This window comes from Corallococcus terminator, from assembly GCF_049194865.1.
Classification (GTDB): Bacteria; Myxococcota; Myxococcia; order Myxococcales; family Myxococcaceae; genus Myxococcus; species Myxococcus terminator_A.
Window position 1 is genome coordinate 100,680 of the sequence record NZ_JBLZWL010000063.1, and the last position, 16,860, is coordinate 117,539.

A 16,860-nucleotide genomic window follows, 5' to 3' on the forward strand; every position below is an offset into this window, starting at 1 on the left:
GGTCACCAGGTCAGCGGCAGTTCGTGCACGCCGAGCAGGTTCTCGTCCTTCTCGAAGCGGACCTCCTCCAGCAGCACGGCCAGCCGCAACGTGGGGATGCGCTGGAACAGCGTCTTGAACACCACCTCGAACTCAATGAGGGCCAGCGCGCGCCCCGTGCACAGGTGGATGCCATGGCCGAAGGCGAAGTTGCGGTGCGCTTCCCGGTGGGGGTCCAAGCGGTCCGGCTCCTCAAAGACCATTCCGTCACGATTGGCGGAGTCCGGCTGCGCGAGGATGCCCTCCCCGGCGCGAATGAGCTGGCCGCCCACGGTGACGTCTACCGTGGCGACGCGCTGCCGGGCGAGATGGGAGACATTGACGAAGCGCAGGAGTTCCTGGACCGCCGCGGTTATGGCGGCGGGGTCCTCCAGCTCACGGAACTTCTTGAGCTGCTCGGGGTGGATGAGCAGCGCCAGCGTCCCAAGGCCGAACATGTACGCGGACGGTCCGTGCCCGGCGTAGTACAGCGCGTGGAACAGGGAGGCCGCGTCCGGAGGGCTCAGCCTTCCCATCGCCACCTGCTCCGTGACGACTCGACCGATGAGCGTGTCGCCAGGCTCACGCAGGTTCGCCTCCACCAACCGCAGGAAGAAGTCATCCAGGGCCATCAGGGCCGCTCTCGCCTCCTCGCGGGAGGACGCGCGGGAGCCGACCGTCCTACTGAGGACATGCAGCTCGTCAGCGCCGTCATGGGGCACCCCGAGCAGGTCGCCAATGACTTGCAGGGCCACGGGGAGCGCGAACGCCGCCATCAGGTCCACCGGTTTCGGGCCGGCCAGCATCGCGTCGAGCGCCGCGTCCACGGTGGCCTGGATGCGCGGCCTCAGGGCTTCCATCCGCCGGGGCATGAACTCCTGAACGAGCATGGCCCGCTGCGCCCGGTACTCCACATCAGGGCGAAGGAAGAAGGCCAGCGGCCTCCCCTGCCGTGCCGCCGCCGCGGGCGACAGGTGCGGGAACCCTGGCAGCGTGGAGTCCGCGACCAGCCGGGGATCTCCCAGGACGGTCAACACGTCGTTGTAGCGACTCACCAGCCACGGCGTGTTTCCGTCCCACAACCGCACGGGGCAGACCGGGGCGTCCTGCCGCAGCCGCTCGTATTCAGCGGGAGGCTCCAGTCCTTGGGGAAGGGATAGGAAGGAGGGCTCATCGGGGTGCTCCTGTTCGGTCGAGCCGGGCGGCAACGCCCGCCACGGTGGGATGCTGGTACAGCTCACGCAAGCTGAGGTCCTGGCCCATCTCGCTCCTGATGCGGACCGCGACTTCGACGAGCTGCAAGGAATGGCCGCCGCGCTGGAAGAAGTCGTCGTCCGGAGCGACCGAGGCGACCTTCAGCACGTCAGCGAAGATGCGGCGGAGGTGTTGTTCCCTCGCCCCAATCAGGGAGCGCGGAAGCGAGGTCCGCGCATGGGGGGTCGCGGTCCGCAAGACTTCCTCGTAGGCCGCGAGCACCCCCTCGATGAAGGCGGGGTCGAAGAGGCTCGCATCGAATTCGGCCCACACGGTGTACGCGCCGTCGGAGCGTTCCTCCACCCGAAGGGTGAGCTCGAACTTCGCGGAGGGGAGGTCCAGCAGAGGCTCCGTCACCTCGCAGCCGTGCAATGACAGGGCTCCCGCCGTGCCCGCCGGATGGTAGACGAAGTTGACCTGGACGACGGGAGACCGCGTCGGATCTCTCGGCGGGGCCAGGTCCGCGACGAGCTGCTCGAAGGGCAGGTCCTTGTGCGCGTATGCAGCCACCGTGGCCGCCGCCACCCGGGTGAGCAGCTCGCGAAAGTCGGGGTCGCCGCGCAGGTCCACCTGGAGCACGACGGTGTTGACGAAGAACCCGAGCACCCGCTCGACCTCGGGCAAGTCCCTGTTGGCCACGGCCAGTCCCAGCAGCACCTGCTCCCGTCCCGCCCGGTGCCCGAGCACCAGGCCGCAGGCGGCGGCCAGCACCGTGAACACCGTCTGACGCTCGGTGCTCGCGAGGGCACGCACGCCGTGAGCAACGGCGGCGGGCAGCACCCGGTGCATGCGCCGTCCCCGCCCCAGCACGGGACGCGGGGAGACGAGGTCCAGGAACAGGGGGACGCCCGACAGCTGCTCCCTCCACCAGCGCGACAGCGACTCGCGCCGCGCGGCGGTGAGCTGCTCGCGCTGCCATGCGGCCCAGTCCGCGTACTGCACGGGCAGCTCGGGCAGGCTGGTGGGTTCCCCCAGGAGCGCCGCCCGGTACGCGAGGGCCAGCTCCTCGGTGAAGACCTGGAGCGATGCGCCGTCCGCCACCAGCAAGTGCACGGCGAAGACGAGGACGTACGTCCGGGGCTCCAGCCGAATCACGGTGAGCCGCAGCAAGGGACCGTGATCCAGGTCGAACGGCCGGGCCGCCTCCTCGTGCGCGTGTCGCAGGGCCTCGGCCTCGGTCGCGACCTCCAGGAAGCGGACATGCCCGTGCCCTTCCGCGGACACCAGCTGCTGCGTCCCCAGCGGGAAGACGGTGCGCAGCGGCTCGTGCCGCGCCACCAGCACGTCCAGGGCCTTCCGCAGGGCCTGGGGGTCCAGGGGCCCCGTCACGCGGTGGCAGCGAACGGTGGCGTGGGCCGCCCCGGTGGAGTCCATCCGGTGCAGGAAGCACAGTCGCTGCTGGGCGAACGACATCGGGAACGCGGTCGTCATCCGCGGGGCAGCCTCTTGATGACGGGCTTTGCGGCCGGGGCCTCGGCGAGCGCGTGGGCCAGCTGCGCGATGGTCGGCCCGGTGAGGATGGTGGCGAGGCCGACTTCCCGTCCCACCATCCGGCTCAGCCGGGAGGCCAGCCGCATCGCATGCAATGAATGCATGCCGAGCGCGAGCAGACTTTCATGGACATCCACCTGGCTTGCGCCCAGGAGCTCGGAGACCACCGCCGCGACACGGACCTCGGTCTCGGTCCTCGGCGCAGTGTAGGGCGCGTCCAGGCGCCGGCCGGTCGCGGGCAGCCGCGAGCGGTCCACCTTCCCGTTCGGAGTCAGCGGCCAGGACTCCAGGACGATGACCTCCGAAGGCACCAGATGCGCCGGCACCCTGCGCGCCAGCTCCTCGCGCACGGCCTGCGCCGACACCGGAGTCGTAGACCCGGCCACGACATAGCCCACGAGGCAAGGCTCCCCTGCCCGCGAGTCGACGAGCGCGAGGGCATCCACCACGCCGGCATGCGCGGCCAGGGCGGCGCGCACCTCCGCCAGCTCCACCCGGACGCCACGGACCTTCACCTGCTCATCACGGCGGCCCAGGAACTCGATGACGCCTCCGGGCAACCACCGGGCCAGGTCCCCACTGCGATAGAGCCGCGCCCCCGGATGTGTGCCGAAGGGGTCCGGGACGAATCGCTCGGCGGTGAGGCTCGGCTGGTCGCGGTAGCCCCTCGCGACACCGTCGCCACCGATGCAGAGTTCCCCCACGGCGCCGGGCGGAGCCACCTGCCCGTGCGCGTCGAGCACCACGAGGTGCGCATTGAACAGCGGTCGCCCGATGGGCACCTGGGTGGCGTCGGCGTCGACCCCGTCGTCCAGCCTGTGTCCGCTGACCATGACGGTGGTCTCCGTGGGACCGTAGCCGTTCGTCACCTTCGTGAAGCCCTCGCGCTGAAGCGCGCGGAACGCCTCCACGGGGAAGACATCTCCGCCCACCACCAGGCGGTCCAGGGCGGCGAAGGACTCTGGAGCGTCGGCCGCCAACCGGGACAGCACCACGGGCGGCAGCACCGCATGCGTGATGCGCTGCTCGACGAGACAGCGCGCCACCCCCGGCACGTCCCAGCCCGGCGGCAGGAAGTGGACGGCCGCGCCGTTGAGCAGCGCGCCCCAGACCTCCAGCACCGACATGTCGAAGGTCACCGATGCCATCACCAGCATCGTCTTGCCGGGCCCCAGGTCCTCGGCCAGGGCCGTCCGGTGCAGCGAGGACACGACCGAGTGATGCTCGATTTGAACGCCCTTGGGTCTGCCCGTCGACCCGGAGGTGTAGAGCACGTAGGCGAGGTCCGACGGGCTCCCCTCCGGCAGCGGCCCGGAAGACGCCGGCGGAAGCGCCTGCAGCACGACGGTGGGCAGCCCCCTGAGCTGGCCCTCCAACGCCGCCGTGGTGACGAGGACGCGGGCCCCGGCCTCCTGCATGAGCGGCTCCAGCCAGGCCGAGGGAGCGCCTGGGTCCAGTGACAGGAAGGCCGCCCCCGCCATGAGGACTCCCAGTTGGGCCACGACCAGCTCCGTCGAGCGGGGGATGCACACCGCCACGAGCGCCCCACGAGCGACGCCCAGGTCGCGCAGGTGATGCGCCAGGTGCTCCGCTCGACGCGTCAGCTCGGCATAGGTCAGCACGTGGTCGCCGGACCTCACCGCGGGGGCGTCGGGCGCGCGGCGGGTCCAATGGGCGAACACGTCATGCACCCGATACGACGGAGCCTCCTGGCGAGGCCCCACGCTGACGAGCGCGCGCCGGTCCGCGTCGCTCAGCAGCGACAGCCTGGACACGCGCGTGTCCGGCGCGTCGGCGATGGAGCGCAGCAGCTGCTGATACGCGGACAGCATGCCGGTGATGAAGAAGTCTTCGAAGAGGTCGGAGTCGAACTCCCACGAGAGCAGGATGCCGCGCAGGGCAGCGCGGGGACTGGAGCGCACGGGAGCCTCCGAGCGCGGAATGCTCACCACGTCCCCGGCCAGCCGTTGGATGTGCCCCGGCTCGGCGTAGAGCGGCACCGCGACGACGGACAGCTCGAACTTGGCCGAGCCGTTGCCCAGCCCCTCCACGAAGGAGACATCGAGCGGTGACGCGTCGAGCGTGCCCACCGACGAGTCGTGGAAGCTGAACATCGTCTGTATCAACGGATTGAAGCCACCCTGATGCCGCGCGGGCGACTGCGCGAAGATCTGCTCATAGGGCAGCTCCTGGTGGTCGTAGACCTCCAGCGTGGTGCGCCGCACCCGCGCCAGGAACTCCTCGAACGAAGGGTCTCCCTCCAGCCGGCCCCGCAGGACGACGGTGTTGACGAACATGCCCAGCAGGCCCTCGGTGTCCTGCCAGCGCCGGTTGGCGACCCCGGAGCCGACGAGCACATCCTGGGAGCCGGTATACCGATGCAGCAGGACGAAGAACGCGGAGAGCAGCGTGGTGAAGAGGGACGCGTTGTCGCGGTCCGCCAGGGCCTGGAGGCGACGCGCGAGGTCACCGTCAATCTCCACCCGGGGCGCCACCCCACGAAACCGTCTTCCATGGGGAGCCACGCGACGGGGGAGCTGGAGCCGGGTCTCCGCGCCCTCCAATTCCTGACGCCAGAAGCGGCGCTGCGCCGCGGCGGCCTCGGTCTTCACCCACTCGCGCTGCCAGCGCGCGTAGTCGGAGTACTGCACCGCCAGCGCGGGGCGTCGCACCTGGCCGTGGCGGACATGTTCGGCATAGCCGTTGAGCAGCTCGCGCACGAAGACGTTGAAGGACCAGCCGTCGTGCACGATGTGGTGTTCGACGTGCACGAAGAGGTGCTCCTGCGCGCCCAGTCGCAGCAGCCGCCAGCGGAAGGGCCTGCCTTCGGCGAGCGCGAACGGGGCCTGCACCGCGTCCCGGACCGCCTCCGCCACCCGGGTGGCCAGCAGCGCTTCCTCCACGTCGCCGAAGTCCTGGAGGGGGAGCTCCACCTCCCACGGGGCCTCCAGCTCACACCGCAGCTCGCCATCCACCTCGGGGAAGCGCGAGCGCATCACGTCGTGGCGACGCACGATGTCGGTGAGGCTCGCCCGCAGCGCGGCGAGGTCCAGCGCGCCCTCGAGCCGGAACACCGCCTGCGTGTGATAGGCCCGCGCGTCCGGGTTGAGCTTGTGCATCAGCCACACCCGCTCCTGGCCGAACGAAGGCGTGAGCGCCATTCCCGCGCCACCGCTCCGAGGGCCCAGGTCCACCCCACCCCGCGCCTCCTGCAAGCGCGCCGCGAGCCGGGCCACCGTGGGGGTCTGGAGCACCTCGCTCAATTCCAGTTGCGCGCCCAGCACACGTCGCACCCGGGCCACAAGCTGGGTGGCGAACAGCGAGTGCCCTCCCAGCTCGAACAGGTTGTCATCGCGCCCCACCCGCTCCATCCCGAGCAGCGCCGCGGCGATGGCCGCCAGCGCCACTTCGCCGGGCGACTCCGGCGGCTGGTAGTCCGTCCGCTCCGCGCGTGGGGGGCGGGGCAGCCGCGAGCGGTCCACCTTGCCGCTGGTGTTCAGGGGCCAGGCCTCCACCACGACCACGACATCCGGCACCAGGTAGCCGGGCAGTCCGCGTTGAAGCTCCGCGCGCACCGCGTCGCCGGACAGCGCCGCTCCGGTGACGGGCATCACGTAGCCCAGCAGGCGCTCCCGCGTGTCGTCGATGAGGGCGACCGCGTCCCGCACGTCCGGAAGCGCGGCCAGGGCCGCTTCCACCTGACCCAGCTCGATGCGCGCGCCGCGAATCTTCACCTGGTCGTCGCGCCGGCCCAGGAACTCCAGCGTGCCGTCCGGCAACCACCGGCCCCAATCGCCGCTGCGGTACAGCCGCCCTCCCGGCACCGGACCGAACGCATCCGGGATGAACCGCTCGGCGGTCAGGACGGGCCGCCCCAGATATCCGCGCCCGACACCTTCCCCGCCAATGCACAGCTCGCCCGCAACCCCGTCGGGGACGAGGCGCAGGTGCTCATCCAGGATGACCACGTGGTCGTTGGAGAGAGGGCGGCCGATGGGCACACGCTCCCCTTCCACGTCCTGCACCGCATGGAGCGTGCTGGCCACCGTGACCTCCGTCGGGCCATAGCCGTTGACGAAGCGGTGGTGCGCGCTCCACTGCCGGGCCGTTTCCGGAAGGCACACGTCCCCGGTGCTCATCACCACCTGGAGGTCGGGGAAGCCGCCCGGTTGCAGCGTGCGAAGGACGGTCGCGGGCAGCACCGCGTGGGTGATGCGTCGGTCCACCAGCACCTGGGCCAGCAGCTCGCCAGAGAGCGGCGACGCATCCAGCGTCTCCAGCCGGCCTCCGTTGGGCAGCGCCATCAGCAGGTCGAACAGGGAGGCATCGAACGACGGGTGGAAGAACTGCAGCACCCGCGTGTCCGGCCCCAACGCGCCCAGGAAGTCCCGCTGCGCATGGAGGAGGTTGGCGACGCCGCGATGCTCGGTCATCACCAGCTTGGGCTCGCCCGTCGAACCTGACGTGCAGATGATGTACGCGAGGTCCTCCGGGAGGAGCGCCGTGTCCTCCACGGTCCCCACGCCCACGTCGGCCCCTGACTCCAGGAAGGGCACTCCCGGCACCTGGCTTTCGGACGCACCCACCACGAGCGCCGCGCCGACCCTGCGAACGATGTCCTCGCGCCACGCCTGGGGATGTGACGGCGCCAGGGGCAGATAGGCCGCGCCCACTCGCCAGACGGCGATGGCGAGCTCGACGAAGGCCGCGCCCCGCTCCAGCACCACCGCGACCACGTCTCCGCGTCCGAGGCCCCGGGCTCGCAGGCCGGCGGCCAGGGCACTCGTCCGAGCCCCCAGCCGCGCATACGTGGTCTCAAAGGTCCCCTCCGAGAGCGCGACACGATCGGCATGCCGCCGGCACTGCTCGACGATGACGTCCACCCCCGAGCGCCACGGTCCATGGTCGACCCTTCCGCCCTGCACACGGGCAGCCTGCGCCGCGCCGTCCAGCGCCCTGCGCACCTCTTCCGGGGTGTGCCCCTCAAGCGCCCAGGGACTCTTCAGACGGAGACTCGCGAGCAGGCGTTCATACTCGGTTCCTGTAACCAAAGCGGACGGGGGCGTGGAGGGCAAGGGAGCTCCTGGAAGCAATGACACACATCGCGGCCGCCACGCGGAGGGGGGTCCGACGCAGCTCGCGGCCCCGGACCTTTAACACGCGAAAATCCACTGCGACACCCAAGTCTGATACAAGGCGAGAGGAACGCATACCCGCAGGATGTAGGAGTGCACCGTGGCCTCGAACAACATCGCTCATGCGGATGGACCTGGGCTGTCGCTCTTCGCCGTGGGCGATGTCTTCGTGGACCGCGACGACCCGGCGACGGCCTTCTCCTCCGCCCGCGACGTCCTGAGCTCCGGTGATGTCGTCTTCGGCAACTGCGAGGGTGTCTTCAGCGACGACATCCATCGTGCCCCCAGCGCCGGCTCGGCCGTCACCGCGCCCGCGGCGAACGCCGCCCCCTTGGCCAGGGCGGGCTTCGACATCATGTCCCTGGCCAACAATCACAGTCTCGACGGGGGACACGCCGCGCTCCTGTCCATGCGCCGAACCCTGGCGGACCTGGACATCGCCACGGTGGGCGCGGGCGCGAACCTCGCGGAGGCCACCGCGCCCGTGTATCTCGAGCGCAATGGAAGACGGCTCGCCTTTCTGGCCTTCAGCTCCGTGTTCCCCTACGGCTATGAGGCGCGCCCGGCCATCCCGGGGCTCGCGCCCTTCCGTGCACACACCCGCTACACGCCCGTGGAGCTGACCTCATGGAGTCCGGGCATGGCCCCCGTGGTGAGCACCGAACCGCTGGTCGAGGACCAGAAGGTGTTCATCCGCAGCCTGACCGAAGCACGCGCGAAGGCAGACATCGTCTTCGTCAGCTTCCACTGGGGTGACGCCACCGTTCCGTTCTCGCTGACCGACCATGAACGACGGACGGCCAGACTCGCCATCGACCACGGGGCCGACATCGTCGTGGGTCACCATCATCACATGCTCCGCGGTGTCGAGTTCCATGCCGGCAAACCCATCTTCTACGGTCTGGGACACTATGTGTTCGACCTGCCGAACCTCCCCGAGCGCCTCGCGAAAGACGGGTACCTGGGCGTGGGACGGCCGGAGGAGATGGCTGCCTGGGCCCGCAGGTTCGGCGAGTACATGATTCGCCCGAGGGAAGGCTACCCACTGCTGCCGTTCCACCCGGATTCGAGGCTGACCGGCGCGGCGGTGATTCACATCGCGCCATCCGGGCGCATCTCCGCCGGCTTCCTGCCGGCCATCATCAATCCGGCCAACGAGCCGATACACGCGTCCGCGGACAACGACGAAGGCAGGCGGGTGGTCGCCTATCTCGAACGCTGCTGCGCGGCCGAACAGCTTCCGACAAGGCTGGTCACCCCTCGGCCCGACTCCGGACTGCCCACCTCGTGCATCGAGTTCGTCTCGACCTCAACCGACTGAGCCCTTGGGAGGTCGGGCATCTCTTTCCTACCCGTACTTCTCGCTCATGTGCGTCCACGAACGCGTGGCCAGCTCGCGCAGCACCTTCTGATCCACGTCAGCGAGTTTGTTGATGTAGAGGCAGCTCTTTCCGTTCTTGTACTTCCCCAGCTTTTCCATCAGCGGATCGGACGCGAGGAAGTCCGGCACGATGTAGAGCACGGTCGCGCCCTTGCGTGGGCTGAAGCCGATCTTCGGCCAATCCGCCTCGCCCATCGTGTTCGTGAGTTTGTATGAGCCATAGCCGATGATCGACGCCCCCCACATCGCGGGCTTCTCACCGGTGACCTCGCGCAGCAGCTTGTCGATCGCCTTGGCGTCCGCGCGCCTGGCATCGTCATCGACCGCGGCGATGAATTCGGCGACCGAGGCCTTGTTCTTCTGCGTTTTGACCGCCGCCTTCTTGGCTGCGACTTTCTTGACCATGAGCGTTCCTCCCGACTCGGGCACCTCACGCTACGCAATCGCGCGCGGGAGCGGAAGCGTCAGGCGCGCGGCACACCGGCCCGGTCGCGCCCCCACCATCGCGCGGGCAAGGCGTCGTTCTCCGGGGCGATTCTTGAAGACGAAACTCCGCTTGCACCGAGGGGAGTCGACACTGCCCACCGCTCCGCATCGGCTTTCTTCCGTCACCTCGCGCCGTGTACTCACTTCGTCCGCTTTCACGGCCCGCTGAGCGGGTGGCGGAGTTCAACTCAACTCGTCCCCCAGTTGCCCAGAAAGTCGCCCATGGTGAGCCGCACACCTTGGTTGCGCAAGATGCCGTAGGCGGTGGTCACGTGATAGTAGAAGTGGGGGATCGCGAATGCGATCAGAAACTGGTGGCCACTGGAGCGCATCGAGCCACGGCGGTGCTCGATCACGATCTCTCGTTCGAGGCCAGCTTCGAGGTCGCCTGGCGCAATCTCTCGGAGATACGAGATCGTCGCATCGAGCCGCTGGTGCAGCTCCGCGAAGCTCTTTGCATCGTTCGCGGCCGGCACCCGTGGCACACCCAGCAACTGCGCGATCGCCAACCTGGCTCCCTCCGCGGCCCAGTGGACTTGAGCGGCGAGCGTGTACATATGCAGGTCGGCTGGCGCGGCAAGCTCAACGCCGCGCATGCGCCCTTCCCCAGCGAGTTGGGCGTCCAGCAACGTCGCTTCACCGCTGCCATTGGCAGCGGCATGGGCTTCGGCCTTCGCCAACTGCGCTTTCAAGGTGGTCAGTCCGCGGACGAACATACCGGCAGATAGATCGTAGGCATTCAAAGACATGGCCCATCCTTCACCGCGTCATGCGCCAGTGCCAACCGGCGCGTATGGATGAAATGCGATACTTACCGCACCTTGTCCCTCGCAGCCAGCCGAGCGTACGTCCAACGGGTTTCATCAAGGGTCGAATCCCGAATCGTGCGCAGTCGGTTCGGAGAAGGAGCGGGGAGGCATCACCGCCGCTTCGTCGAGCGGTGTCGGGGAGGAGGAGGCTGTGCATGCCCCGCGTCGACCGCGGTCAAGGGAGCGATGTCCTTTCCCGAGGGGGCTGCCGAGAGTGTCTCCAGGTACGCGCAAAACATGTCGGCCAACGCATCGGAGTATGTGGCGATCTCCGCGGGCGTTCGAGGGCTCTCCGAGAAGGACTTACCCACCGCGCTGAGCGTCGTCATGAGGAGGTCTCCCGCGAGCCTGCGCGCCGGATTGGGAGCAGAAGGGAGGACCTCACGCATGAAGGCCTCGAACGTGGCCTTGCTCGATGCCCGCACCACGCGGGCTTCAGGCGCATCGCGATAGAGGGGCGCGGCGTCGCTCAGCGCGACACGTACCGCTGCCTCGTCGCACTCGGATTGGACAAAGGTGTGAACCAGTGCGCGGAGCCGTGCGAGCGGCGGCCGAGTCGTGTCCTCGAGCAGCTCGCGAGTGAGCGCTGTCATCTGTCGCCACTCGTCTGCCTGGAGTCGGAAGAGGACCGCCGCCTTGTTCGGGAAGTACTGGTACAGCGACCCGACGCTGACGCCGGCCTTCTCGGCCACGCGTGCCATCGTGAAGCGCGGTGCTCCCTCCTTCGCCAGAACCTGAATAGCCGCGCGCAGGACCGCCCCGACGAGCTCGTTCGAGCGCGCCTGTTGAGGCTCTTTTCTCGTGGAGATCCGGGGACTTCGTCGAGGGCTCACGCGCGCTCCAGTCAATGCGAATTGTGAACCTGAATGATTCGTCGCATTTTGTCCACCGTCACGACTTGATGCCGCACGGAACGGAGAACACGATGACCACGCTGACACGAAGCCCCCTCGCACCGCTGCTCGAGCGCCTGTTCCAAGAGGCCGAGGCGGTGTCGCCTCTCGCCATCCCGGAGGTGGCGGCGCTCTCGCGCGAGGAGCGGGAGCGCATGATGCGAAGCAAGACGGACTACCTCGACTTCTACGGGCGGCTCAAGGACGCCGCGCTGGCCGTATCGCGCGAGACGGGCCTCCTGCTCTACATGCTGGCACGCAGCTCGGGCGCGCGGACGGTCGTCGAGTTCGGGACGTCGTTCGGCATCTCGACGCTGCACCTGGCCGCCGCGCTCCGAGACAATGGTGGAGGCCACGTCATCACGAGTGAGTTCGAGCCGTCGAAGGTGGCTCGTGCTCGAAGCAACCTCGAAGCGGGAGGCCTCGCGGACCTGGTGGAGATCCGCGAAGGAGATGCGCTGAAGACGCTCGCGCTCGATCTCCCCCCGAGGATCGACCTGCTCCTGCTCGACGGGGCGAAGGCACTCTACCCGGACATCCTGCGAATGCTCGAAGGCCGGCTCCGCCCGGGGGCTCTCGTTGTCGCCGACAACGCCAACGACAGCCCTGACTACCTCACTCGGGTTCGGGACCCGAGGAGCGGCTATCTCTCGACGCCGTTCGCGGAGGACGTCGAGCTGTCCATGCGGCTCGGCTGAAGCGAGGGGGTTGGGGTGTGTCTACAGGCGCAGCCCGGTGAACAGGTCGCCACTCCGCTCGATGTCGAGCCGCAGCTGCGTGGCGACATCCGCGCAAGTGTTCCGTCCGGTCTCCAGCCTCAGAACGTCCCCGTCCAGGGTCAGGTCCCCTGCCTCCAGACAGCTCAAGATGTCGGTGTCCCTGAGCCAGCCGTCCATGTCCAGGCGTCCGCCGAAGGCGGCGGGATGGTCCGAGAACTCCTTGGGCAGTCCTATTGGAATGCCCCGGTATTCGAAGCGCATGGGCGCGTCCGACTGGAAGGCGAACTCCAGCACGCGGGGTCTTCCCTGGTAGGTGAAGCGCGCGCGAAGCTGGAAGCTGGGGCGCTCCGGTGTCCCCGGGTCCCACCGCGTGTCGATGCCGGGATAGTAGACGCGGGGGATGAAGACCTGCTCGCCCCCTACGGACAGTCGCTTGCCGGTGCCTACCTCCACGGGGCCCTGGAGGTGAAGCACGCCAGGGGACCCCGCCACAGAGTCCTGACAGGACATCGCCGGGGAGAGCACCTCTTCAGCGTCCTCGCAGCGCACTTCGGTCGGCAGGTCCATCCGCAGGTCCGCCAACCTGAAGGTCAGGGTCTCCACCTTGAAGAAGAGGCCGTCGTACGAGACGAAGGTGGGGGCCTGGTCGATGCTGTCATCCGGAGTCACCAGGGCCGTGTGCGAGCCGTAAACGAAGTCGAGCAGGTAGGTATTGTCGGGACCACCGCAAGCGCAAAGACCCAGTGTCGCGGTGAAGCCGAAGGCACGGTGCAAGGAACGTGATGGCATATTTGAAGGGAAGCACTGCTCGGAAGAAGGTGCGTGCACCGGAGCTGGACTCATCGATACAGCCCTCGGCAAGATTCACTCTATACCGGTGACGCGGGAAGGGGACAGACATCCCCCCTCGCGGCACTTGTCGGGCCAAACCAGGGTTCGTCATCGGCGTGCTCCTCGGAGGGGGCAACCGAGCGAGGGAGCGAGTGTAGGAGATGCTCGCCGGGGAAAAGGATCGGGTCTTCTCAGACCCAATGCCCCGCGCCACATGCGCGGCTCGTCCCCGCCAACCTCCGCGACATGGAAGTGTTTCCCGAGTGGTTCGGCGCATCGGACCGCGGCCTCCATGCCGGGCTTTATGGTGTTGATCTGATATTACGGATTGTTCTATATGTTCGCGGCCGAGATTGTCTTTTCACTTTATCGGCTCAGAAAACAAGAGGGGTCAGCATGAGGTCGTTCGCGAAGCCGGCAGTGATTGTCTGTTCCATCCTGGGGTTGATTGGGACCGCGCATGCCGGAGCCAAGTTCAGTTTCAATGTCACGGTCGATCCGGGAGTTCGCCTTGCGGCCGGCAACATGGGGGATGCCCGCGGCAGCGCGGATGTCCTGCAGTTCATTGGATGTCACACGTTTGCACGCCGCGCGATTGCGCCCTATCTGCTCTGCGAGGCGCGGGACGCCTGGGGTACTTATGGAACCTGCACCAGCATGGATGCCAACTTGATTGCGGCGATCCAGAGCATTGGCCCGGCCTCCTATATTCTCTTCAAGTGGGACACGGCGGGGGAGTGCACGGATATCGAGGTGCGCAATGACTCCCGCTACCCGCCCATGACGCCGTAGTTGTTTGTGTTTCCTTCAGCGGAGCGGTCCCCTCACGGCGGGCCGCTCTGTCTGTCGATGTGTATTCGGAGGTTCCGCGGTGGCCACTCCCTCTCGAAGCCGGTTCCTCATTCCCTTGCTGACCGGAATGCTCGGCTACGGCGTGGCGTGGATGAGGGTGCCGCCTCACCCGGGCAACGACGCGTTCGCGGAAGCCTTCGCGCGCCAGGACTCGAAGTTGGAGGCGCTCACGGCGCAGCTCGCTCGTGTCGAGGCGAGGCTGGCGGAGTCCCAGACCCGCGCTCCGCCTGAGCGCGGGCCGAGCAGCGCGATGCAAGCCGCCGTGCCCGAACCACTCCCTTCGTCACCCGAGAGCGTGGCGGCGTTGGCGCAGGGGCAACAGCTCATCCGCGATGCGGCCGACGCTCGCCGCTGGGGGCCGCACGAAGTGGCGGAGCTCCGGCGGCTGATGCAGGACATGACGGGCCACCAGCAGTTCGAAGTCATGCGGCAATTGTCGGTCGCCATCAACAGTGGTGCCATTCACGCCTCTGCTTCAGCCATCCTCCGCGAGTAGCGGCGTCGAACTGGAGAGTGTCTGCTTTCGCGCGGCGACACGCGCTCCAAGGCAGTTGCTCCGTATCCTGGTGGCTCCCACCGTTGCCCTCCTGGCTCTGGAGGGAGCGACATGCACTCGAAGTATGGCTTCGCCCTGGTATGTCTGGGGTTGATGGGGTGCGCGGAACTGGACCCAACACCTGAGGCGGTCAAGGCCCAGGCCTGCGCGCCGGGCGTGGCCCAGCGGGTGAAGGTCGTCATGCCTCCGGGCGACGACCCGCCCTGGGACGAGCCCGCTCCCGTGAATCTGGTGGACGCCCAGGGGACCCTCTTCTTCGCCGTGAACCTCCGCGATGGCCGCAGCGCGCTGTGGCGCAGCGACGGCTCGGACGCGGGCACCTTCCCGGTGAAGTCCTTCCCGGCGGTGACACCCCGGCGGAACAGGGGCCTCGGCGCGCTGGTCCCGGTGGGCAGCCAGGTGTTCTTCCAGGTGTGGAATCCCGACACCGGCAACGAGCTCTGGGTGAGCGACGGCACGGAGGCCGGCACACACCTGGTGGCGGACCTGATGCCGGGGACGGCGGGCTCCTCCCTGCCCCTCCCCACCGCGCTGGACGGCGCGCTCTCGTTCTTCCGAGTCACCCCGGTGGCGGCGGGGACACAGGTGGAGTTGTGGCGCTCGGATGGGACGGCCTCGGGCACGGTGCAAGTCGTGAACTTCGGCGTGCTCGCCACGCTCCAGGGGCAGCGCCTGAGGGTGGGCGACGCCCTGCTCTTCTTCCTCTCCGGGTCGAGCGGTGGCACCGCGCTGTGGCGGACCGATGGCACGGCCTCCGGGACCTCCTTCGTCAAGCGGCTGGACGCCGAGGGGGCACCCCTGGGTGACGTGAGGAGCCCCGACAGCGGAGCCCCGGGCTTGTTCACCCTGTTCGACGGCCCCAATACCGAGGTGTGGAAGACGGATGGCAGCGCGGCTGGCACGGTGCGCCTGGACGCGTTCGGCCGGAGGATGCGGCTGCTCGGGGCGCTGGGGGCGTCGGTGTATCTGACGTCCGCGGATCCAACCACGCGGCGCATGGGACTGTATCGCCTGTCCCTCGCTGGAGGAGGCAAGGCCACCGTCAAGGTGCTGCCCAATCCCTACGCGGACATGGAAGGGACGACGCCCTACCTGCAGAACACCACCAGCTCCGGCGGGCGGCTCTACTTCTCCGTGGCCATCGGCAGCCCCTTCCCTGGCCCCGCCGCGCTGCGCGTGGGCCTTTGGGTGACGGATGGCACCGCCGAGGGGACCGTGCAGCTCCCCGTCGAGCTGAGCATCTCGGAGTACTACTGGTCCCCCCTCTACGCCACGGGCATGGGCGCGGTGCTCTTCGGCGGGGCCACGTCGCCCATCTACTACAGCGAGCCCTGGGTGACGCGGGGCACGGCCGTATCCACGGGGCAGGCCGCGGACATCTCGGGAGGCTCCTCTCCCCAGGGCTTCACCCGCGTCGGGGAATGGGTCTACTTCAGCGCGCAGGACGACACGCTCGAGCCCCAGTTATGGTCCCTGCCCGCCGACCTCGCGTGTCCTCCGGGCCCCGCTCTGGAGTAGGCGCTCGCCCCGCGCGCCAGCGACGGTTCGGTGTCATGAGTCAGAGCCGGTCCTCGAAGGCGGTCGAATCGAACGCTCCGCGGTTCGGCTTCTCGAGCCACGAGGGGTGAAAGTACAGCGCGAGTTCCGCGTGGTAGGCTTTATACCCGGAGGGGTCGTCGGGGTCGGTCTCGAGGGTGCGCCCCTTGAGCGCTTTCTTCCAGAACGGGTCGACCGGAACGCCCTCCTTCCGTTCCGGAATCGTCGCCAGAAAGACGATGCTGCTCGCCTCTTCCTGTGCCTCGTTCCCGAAGCGCGATGGGTCCATCGCCGCCCCCGCGCCGAACCGCTCCAGCCGGGTGTAGATTCGCCGCTCCTCGTAAGCGACGCTTTCGATATTCGCGAGCAGATGTCGCCCGAACAACTCGGGGCCGAATCTCCGCCCGATGGGCAGCGTTGCCTGGGGGTGTACGGCCATCAGCTCGACGCGCAGGTACCGGGAGAGCGGTGCTTCCTCCGGCGGCAGCAACAAGGTCCCGAGCGTCCAGGCCTCACGGAGGTTGAAGAGGTTCACGTCCAGGCATTGATCGAGGCGAGGACCGCGAAGTATCTGAATCGATTCGCGGAGATCTTCTTCGAACAAGGCGCCGAACGACTCGCACGCGCGCTCGAACAGCTCGGCGCGCCCCTCGGCGGACCGCAGCAGCTCGTTTGCCTTCTTCGGCTCGAGGCCTTCGTCGATGACCTCGAGGAGGTTGTTGAAGGCCTCCTTGGCGACGAGGATATCGACGAGCTCGAGCGGGGTCGGCCCGCGGAGCTCATCGGCCACGACACGTCCTACGAAGAGAGCAGACACCCGAAAACCTCCTGGAGCTTCGCGAAGGCCACCAGCCAAGCACGAGGTGCTCCGCTTCGTGCACGGCGAAAATCGCGTCGTA

Annotated in this window: 13 protein-coding genes; 5 read left to right on the top strand and 8 right to left on the bottom strand. The window is 68.3% G+C overall.

Annotation, left to right across the window (positions count from 1 at the left end):
* Nucleotides 1–2: 2 nt before the first annotated feature.
* From ACN469_RS20320 to ACN469_RS20330, 3 genes are read right to left on the bottom strand one after another with little or no spacing between them, the layout of a single operon-like run.
* Nucleotides 3–1,259, bottom strand: coding sequence for a cytochrome P450 (locus ACN469_RS20320; RefSeq protein WP_498770333.1), 1,257 nt, complete (start codon nucleotides 1,257–1,259; stop codon nucleotides 3–5).
* On the bottom strand, nucleotides 1,189–2,703 hold the full coding sequence (locus ACN469_RS20325; RefSeq protein WP_498770335.1) for a condensation domain-containing protein: 1,515 nt from the start codon (nucleotides 2,701–2,703) through the stop codon (nucleotides 1,189–1,191). The genes ACN469_RS20320 and ACN469_RS20325 overlap by 71 nt, the downstream gene beginning before the upstream one ends.
* A complete protein-coding gene (locus ACN469_RS20330; RefSeq protein ID WP_498770337.1) occupies nucleotides 2,700–7,646 on the bottom strand; it encodes an amino acid adenylation domain-containing protein in 4,947 nt (1,648 codons plus the stop codon). The genes ACN469_RS20325 and ACN469_RS20330 overlap by 4 nt, the downstream gene beginning before the upstream one ends.
* Before the next feature lie 352 nt (nucleotides 7,647–7,998).
* Here ACN469_RS20330 and ACN469_RS20335 point away from each other — a divergent pair, with 352 nt between their 5' ends.
* Nucleotides 7,999–9,219, top strand: a complete 1,221-nt coding sequence (locus ACN469_RS20335; protein WP_498770339.1) for a CapA family protein — start codon at nucleotides 7,999–8,001, stop codon at nucleotides 9,217–9,219.
* 27 nt (nucleotides 9,220–9,246) lie between these two features.
* On the opposite strand, the gene ACN469_RS20340 is transcribed toward ACN469_RS20335, so the two are convergent.
* The 3 genes from ACN469_RS20340 to ACN469_RS20350 form a co-directional block, all read right to left on the bottom strand.
* Nucleotides 9,247–9,684, bottom strand: coding sequence for a DUF1801 domain-containing protein (locus ACN469_RS20340; protein WP_498770341.1), 438 nt, complete (start codon nucleotides 9,682–9,684; stop codon nucleotides 9,247–9,249).
* A gap of 269 nt (nucleotides 9,685–9,953) precedes the next feature.
* Nucleotides 9,954–10,514 carry a DUF1993 family protein gene (locus tag ACN469_RS20345; RefSeq protein ID WP_498770343.1) on the bottom strand — a complete coding sequence of 187 codons (561 nt, stop codon included), beginning with the start codon at nucleotides 10,512–10,514 and terminating at the stop codon, nucleotides 9,954–9,956.
* Nucleotides 10,515–10,684: 170 nt separating this feature from the next.
* Nucleotides 10,685–11,530, bottom strand: coding sequence for a TetR/AcrR family transcriptional regulator (locus tag ACN469_RS20350; RefSeq protein ID WP_498770345.1), 846 nt, complete (start codon nucleotides 11,528–11,530; stop codon nucleotides 10,685–10,687).
* Here ACN469_RS20350 and ACN469_RS20355 point away from each other — a divergent pair.
* Entirely contained in the window at nucleotides 11,500–12,165 is a 666-nt protein-coding gene (locus ACN469_RS20355) for an O-methyltransferase (RefSeq protein ID WP_498770346.1), read from the top strand. The two genes, ACN469_RS20350 and ACN469_RS20355, sit on opposite strands and share 31 nt — an antisense overlap.
* Nucleotides 12,166–12,186: 21 nt before the next feature.
* Here ACN469_RS20355 and ACN469_RS20360 read toward each other — a convergent pair whose 3' ends face one another.
* Nucleotides 12,187–12,975 (bottom strand): hypothetical protein, encoded by a 789-nt coding sequence (locus tag ACN469_RS20360; RefSeq protein ID WP_498770348.1) that lies wholly within the window; start codon nucleotides 12,973–12,975, stop codon nucleotides 12,187–12,189.
* Nucleotides 12,976–13,413: 438 nt separating this feature from the next.
* On the opposite strand from ACN469_RS20360, the gene ACN469_RS20365 reads away from it, so the two are divergent.
* The 3 genes from ACN469_RS20365 to ACN469_RS20375 all read left to right on the top strand — a co-directional run bounded on the left by ACN469_RS20365 (nucleotide 13,414) and on the right by ACN469_RS20375 (nucleotide 15,943).
* Nucleotides 13,414–13,809: a hypothetical protein gene (locus ACN469_RS20365; RefSeq protein WP_498770350.1), complete on the top strand. Its 396-nt coding sequence runs from the start codon at nucleotides 13,414–13,416 to the stop codon at nucleotides 13,807–13,809.
* Nucleotides 13,810–13,888: 79 nt separating this feature from the next.
* Nucleotides 13,889–14,365: a hypothetical protein gene (locus ACN469_RS20370; RefSeq protein ID WP_498770352.1), complete on the top strand. Its 477-nt coding sequence runs from the start codon at nucleotides 13,889–13,891 to the stop codon at nucleotides 14,363–14,365.
* Between the two features lie 111 nt (nucleotides 14,366–14,476).
* Nucleotides 14,477–15,943, top strand: a complete 1,467-nt coding sequence (locus tag ACN469_RS20375) for a hypothetical protein (protein ID WP_498770354.1) — start codon at nucleotides 14,477–14,479, stop codon at nucleotides 15,941–15,943.
* A 40-nt stretch (nucleotides 15,944–15,983) separates the two neighbouring features.
* Here the strand turns inward: ACN469_RS20375 and ACN469_RS20380 are convergent, their stop codons facing one another.
* Nucleotides 15,984–16,751, bottom strand: coding sequence for a hypothetical protein (locus ACN469_RS20380; protein WP_498770356.1), 768 nt, complete (start codon nucleotides 16,749–16,751; stop codon nucleotides 15,984–15,986).
* Nucleotides 16,752–16,860: the final 109 nt, after the last annotated feature.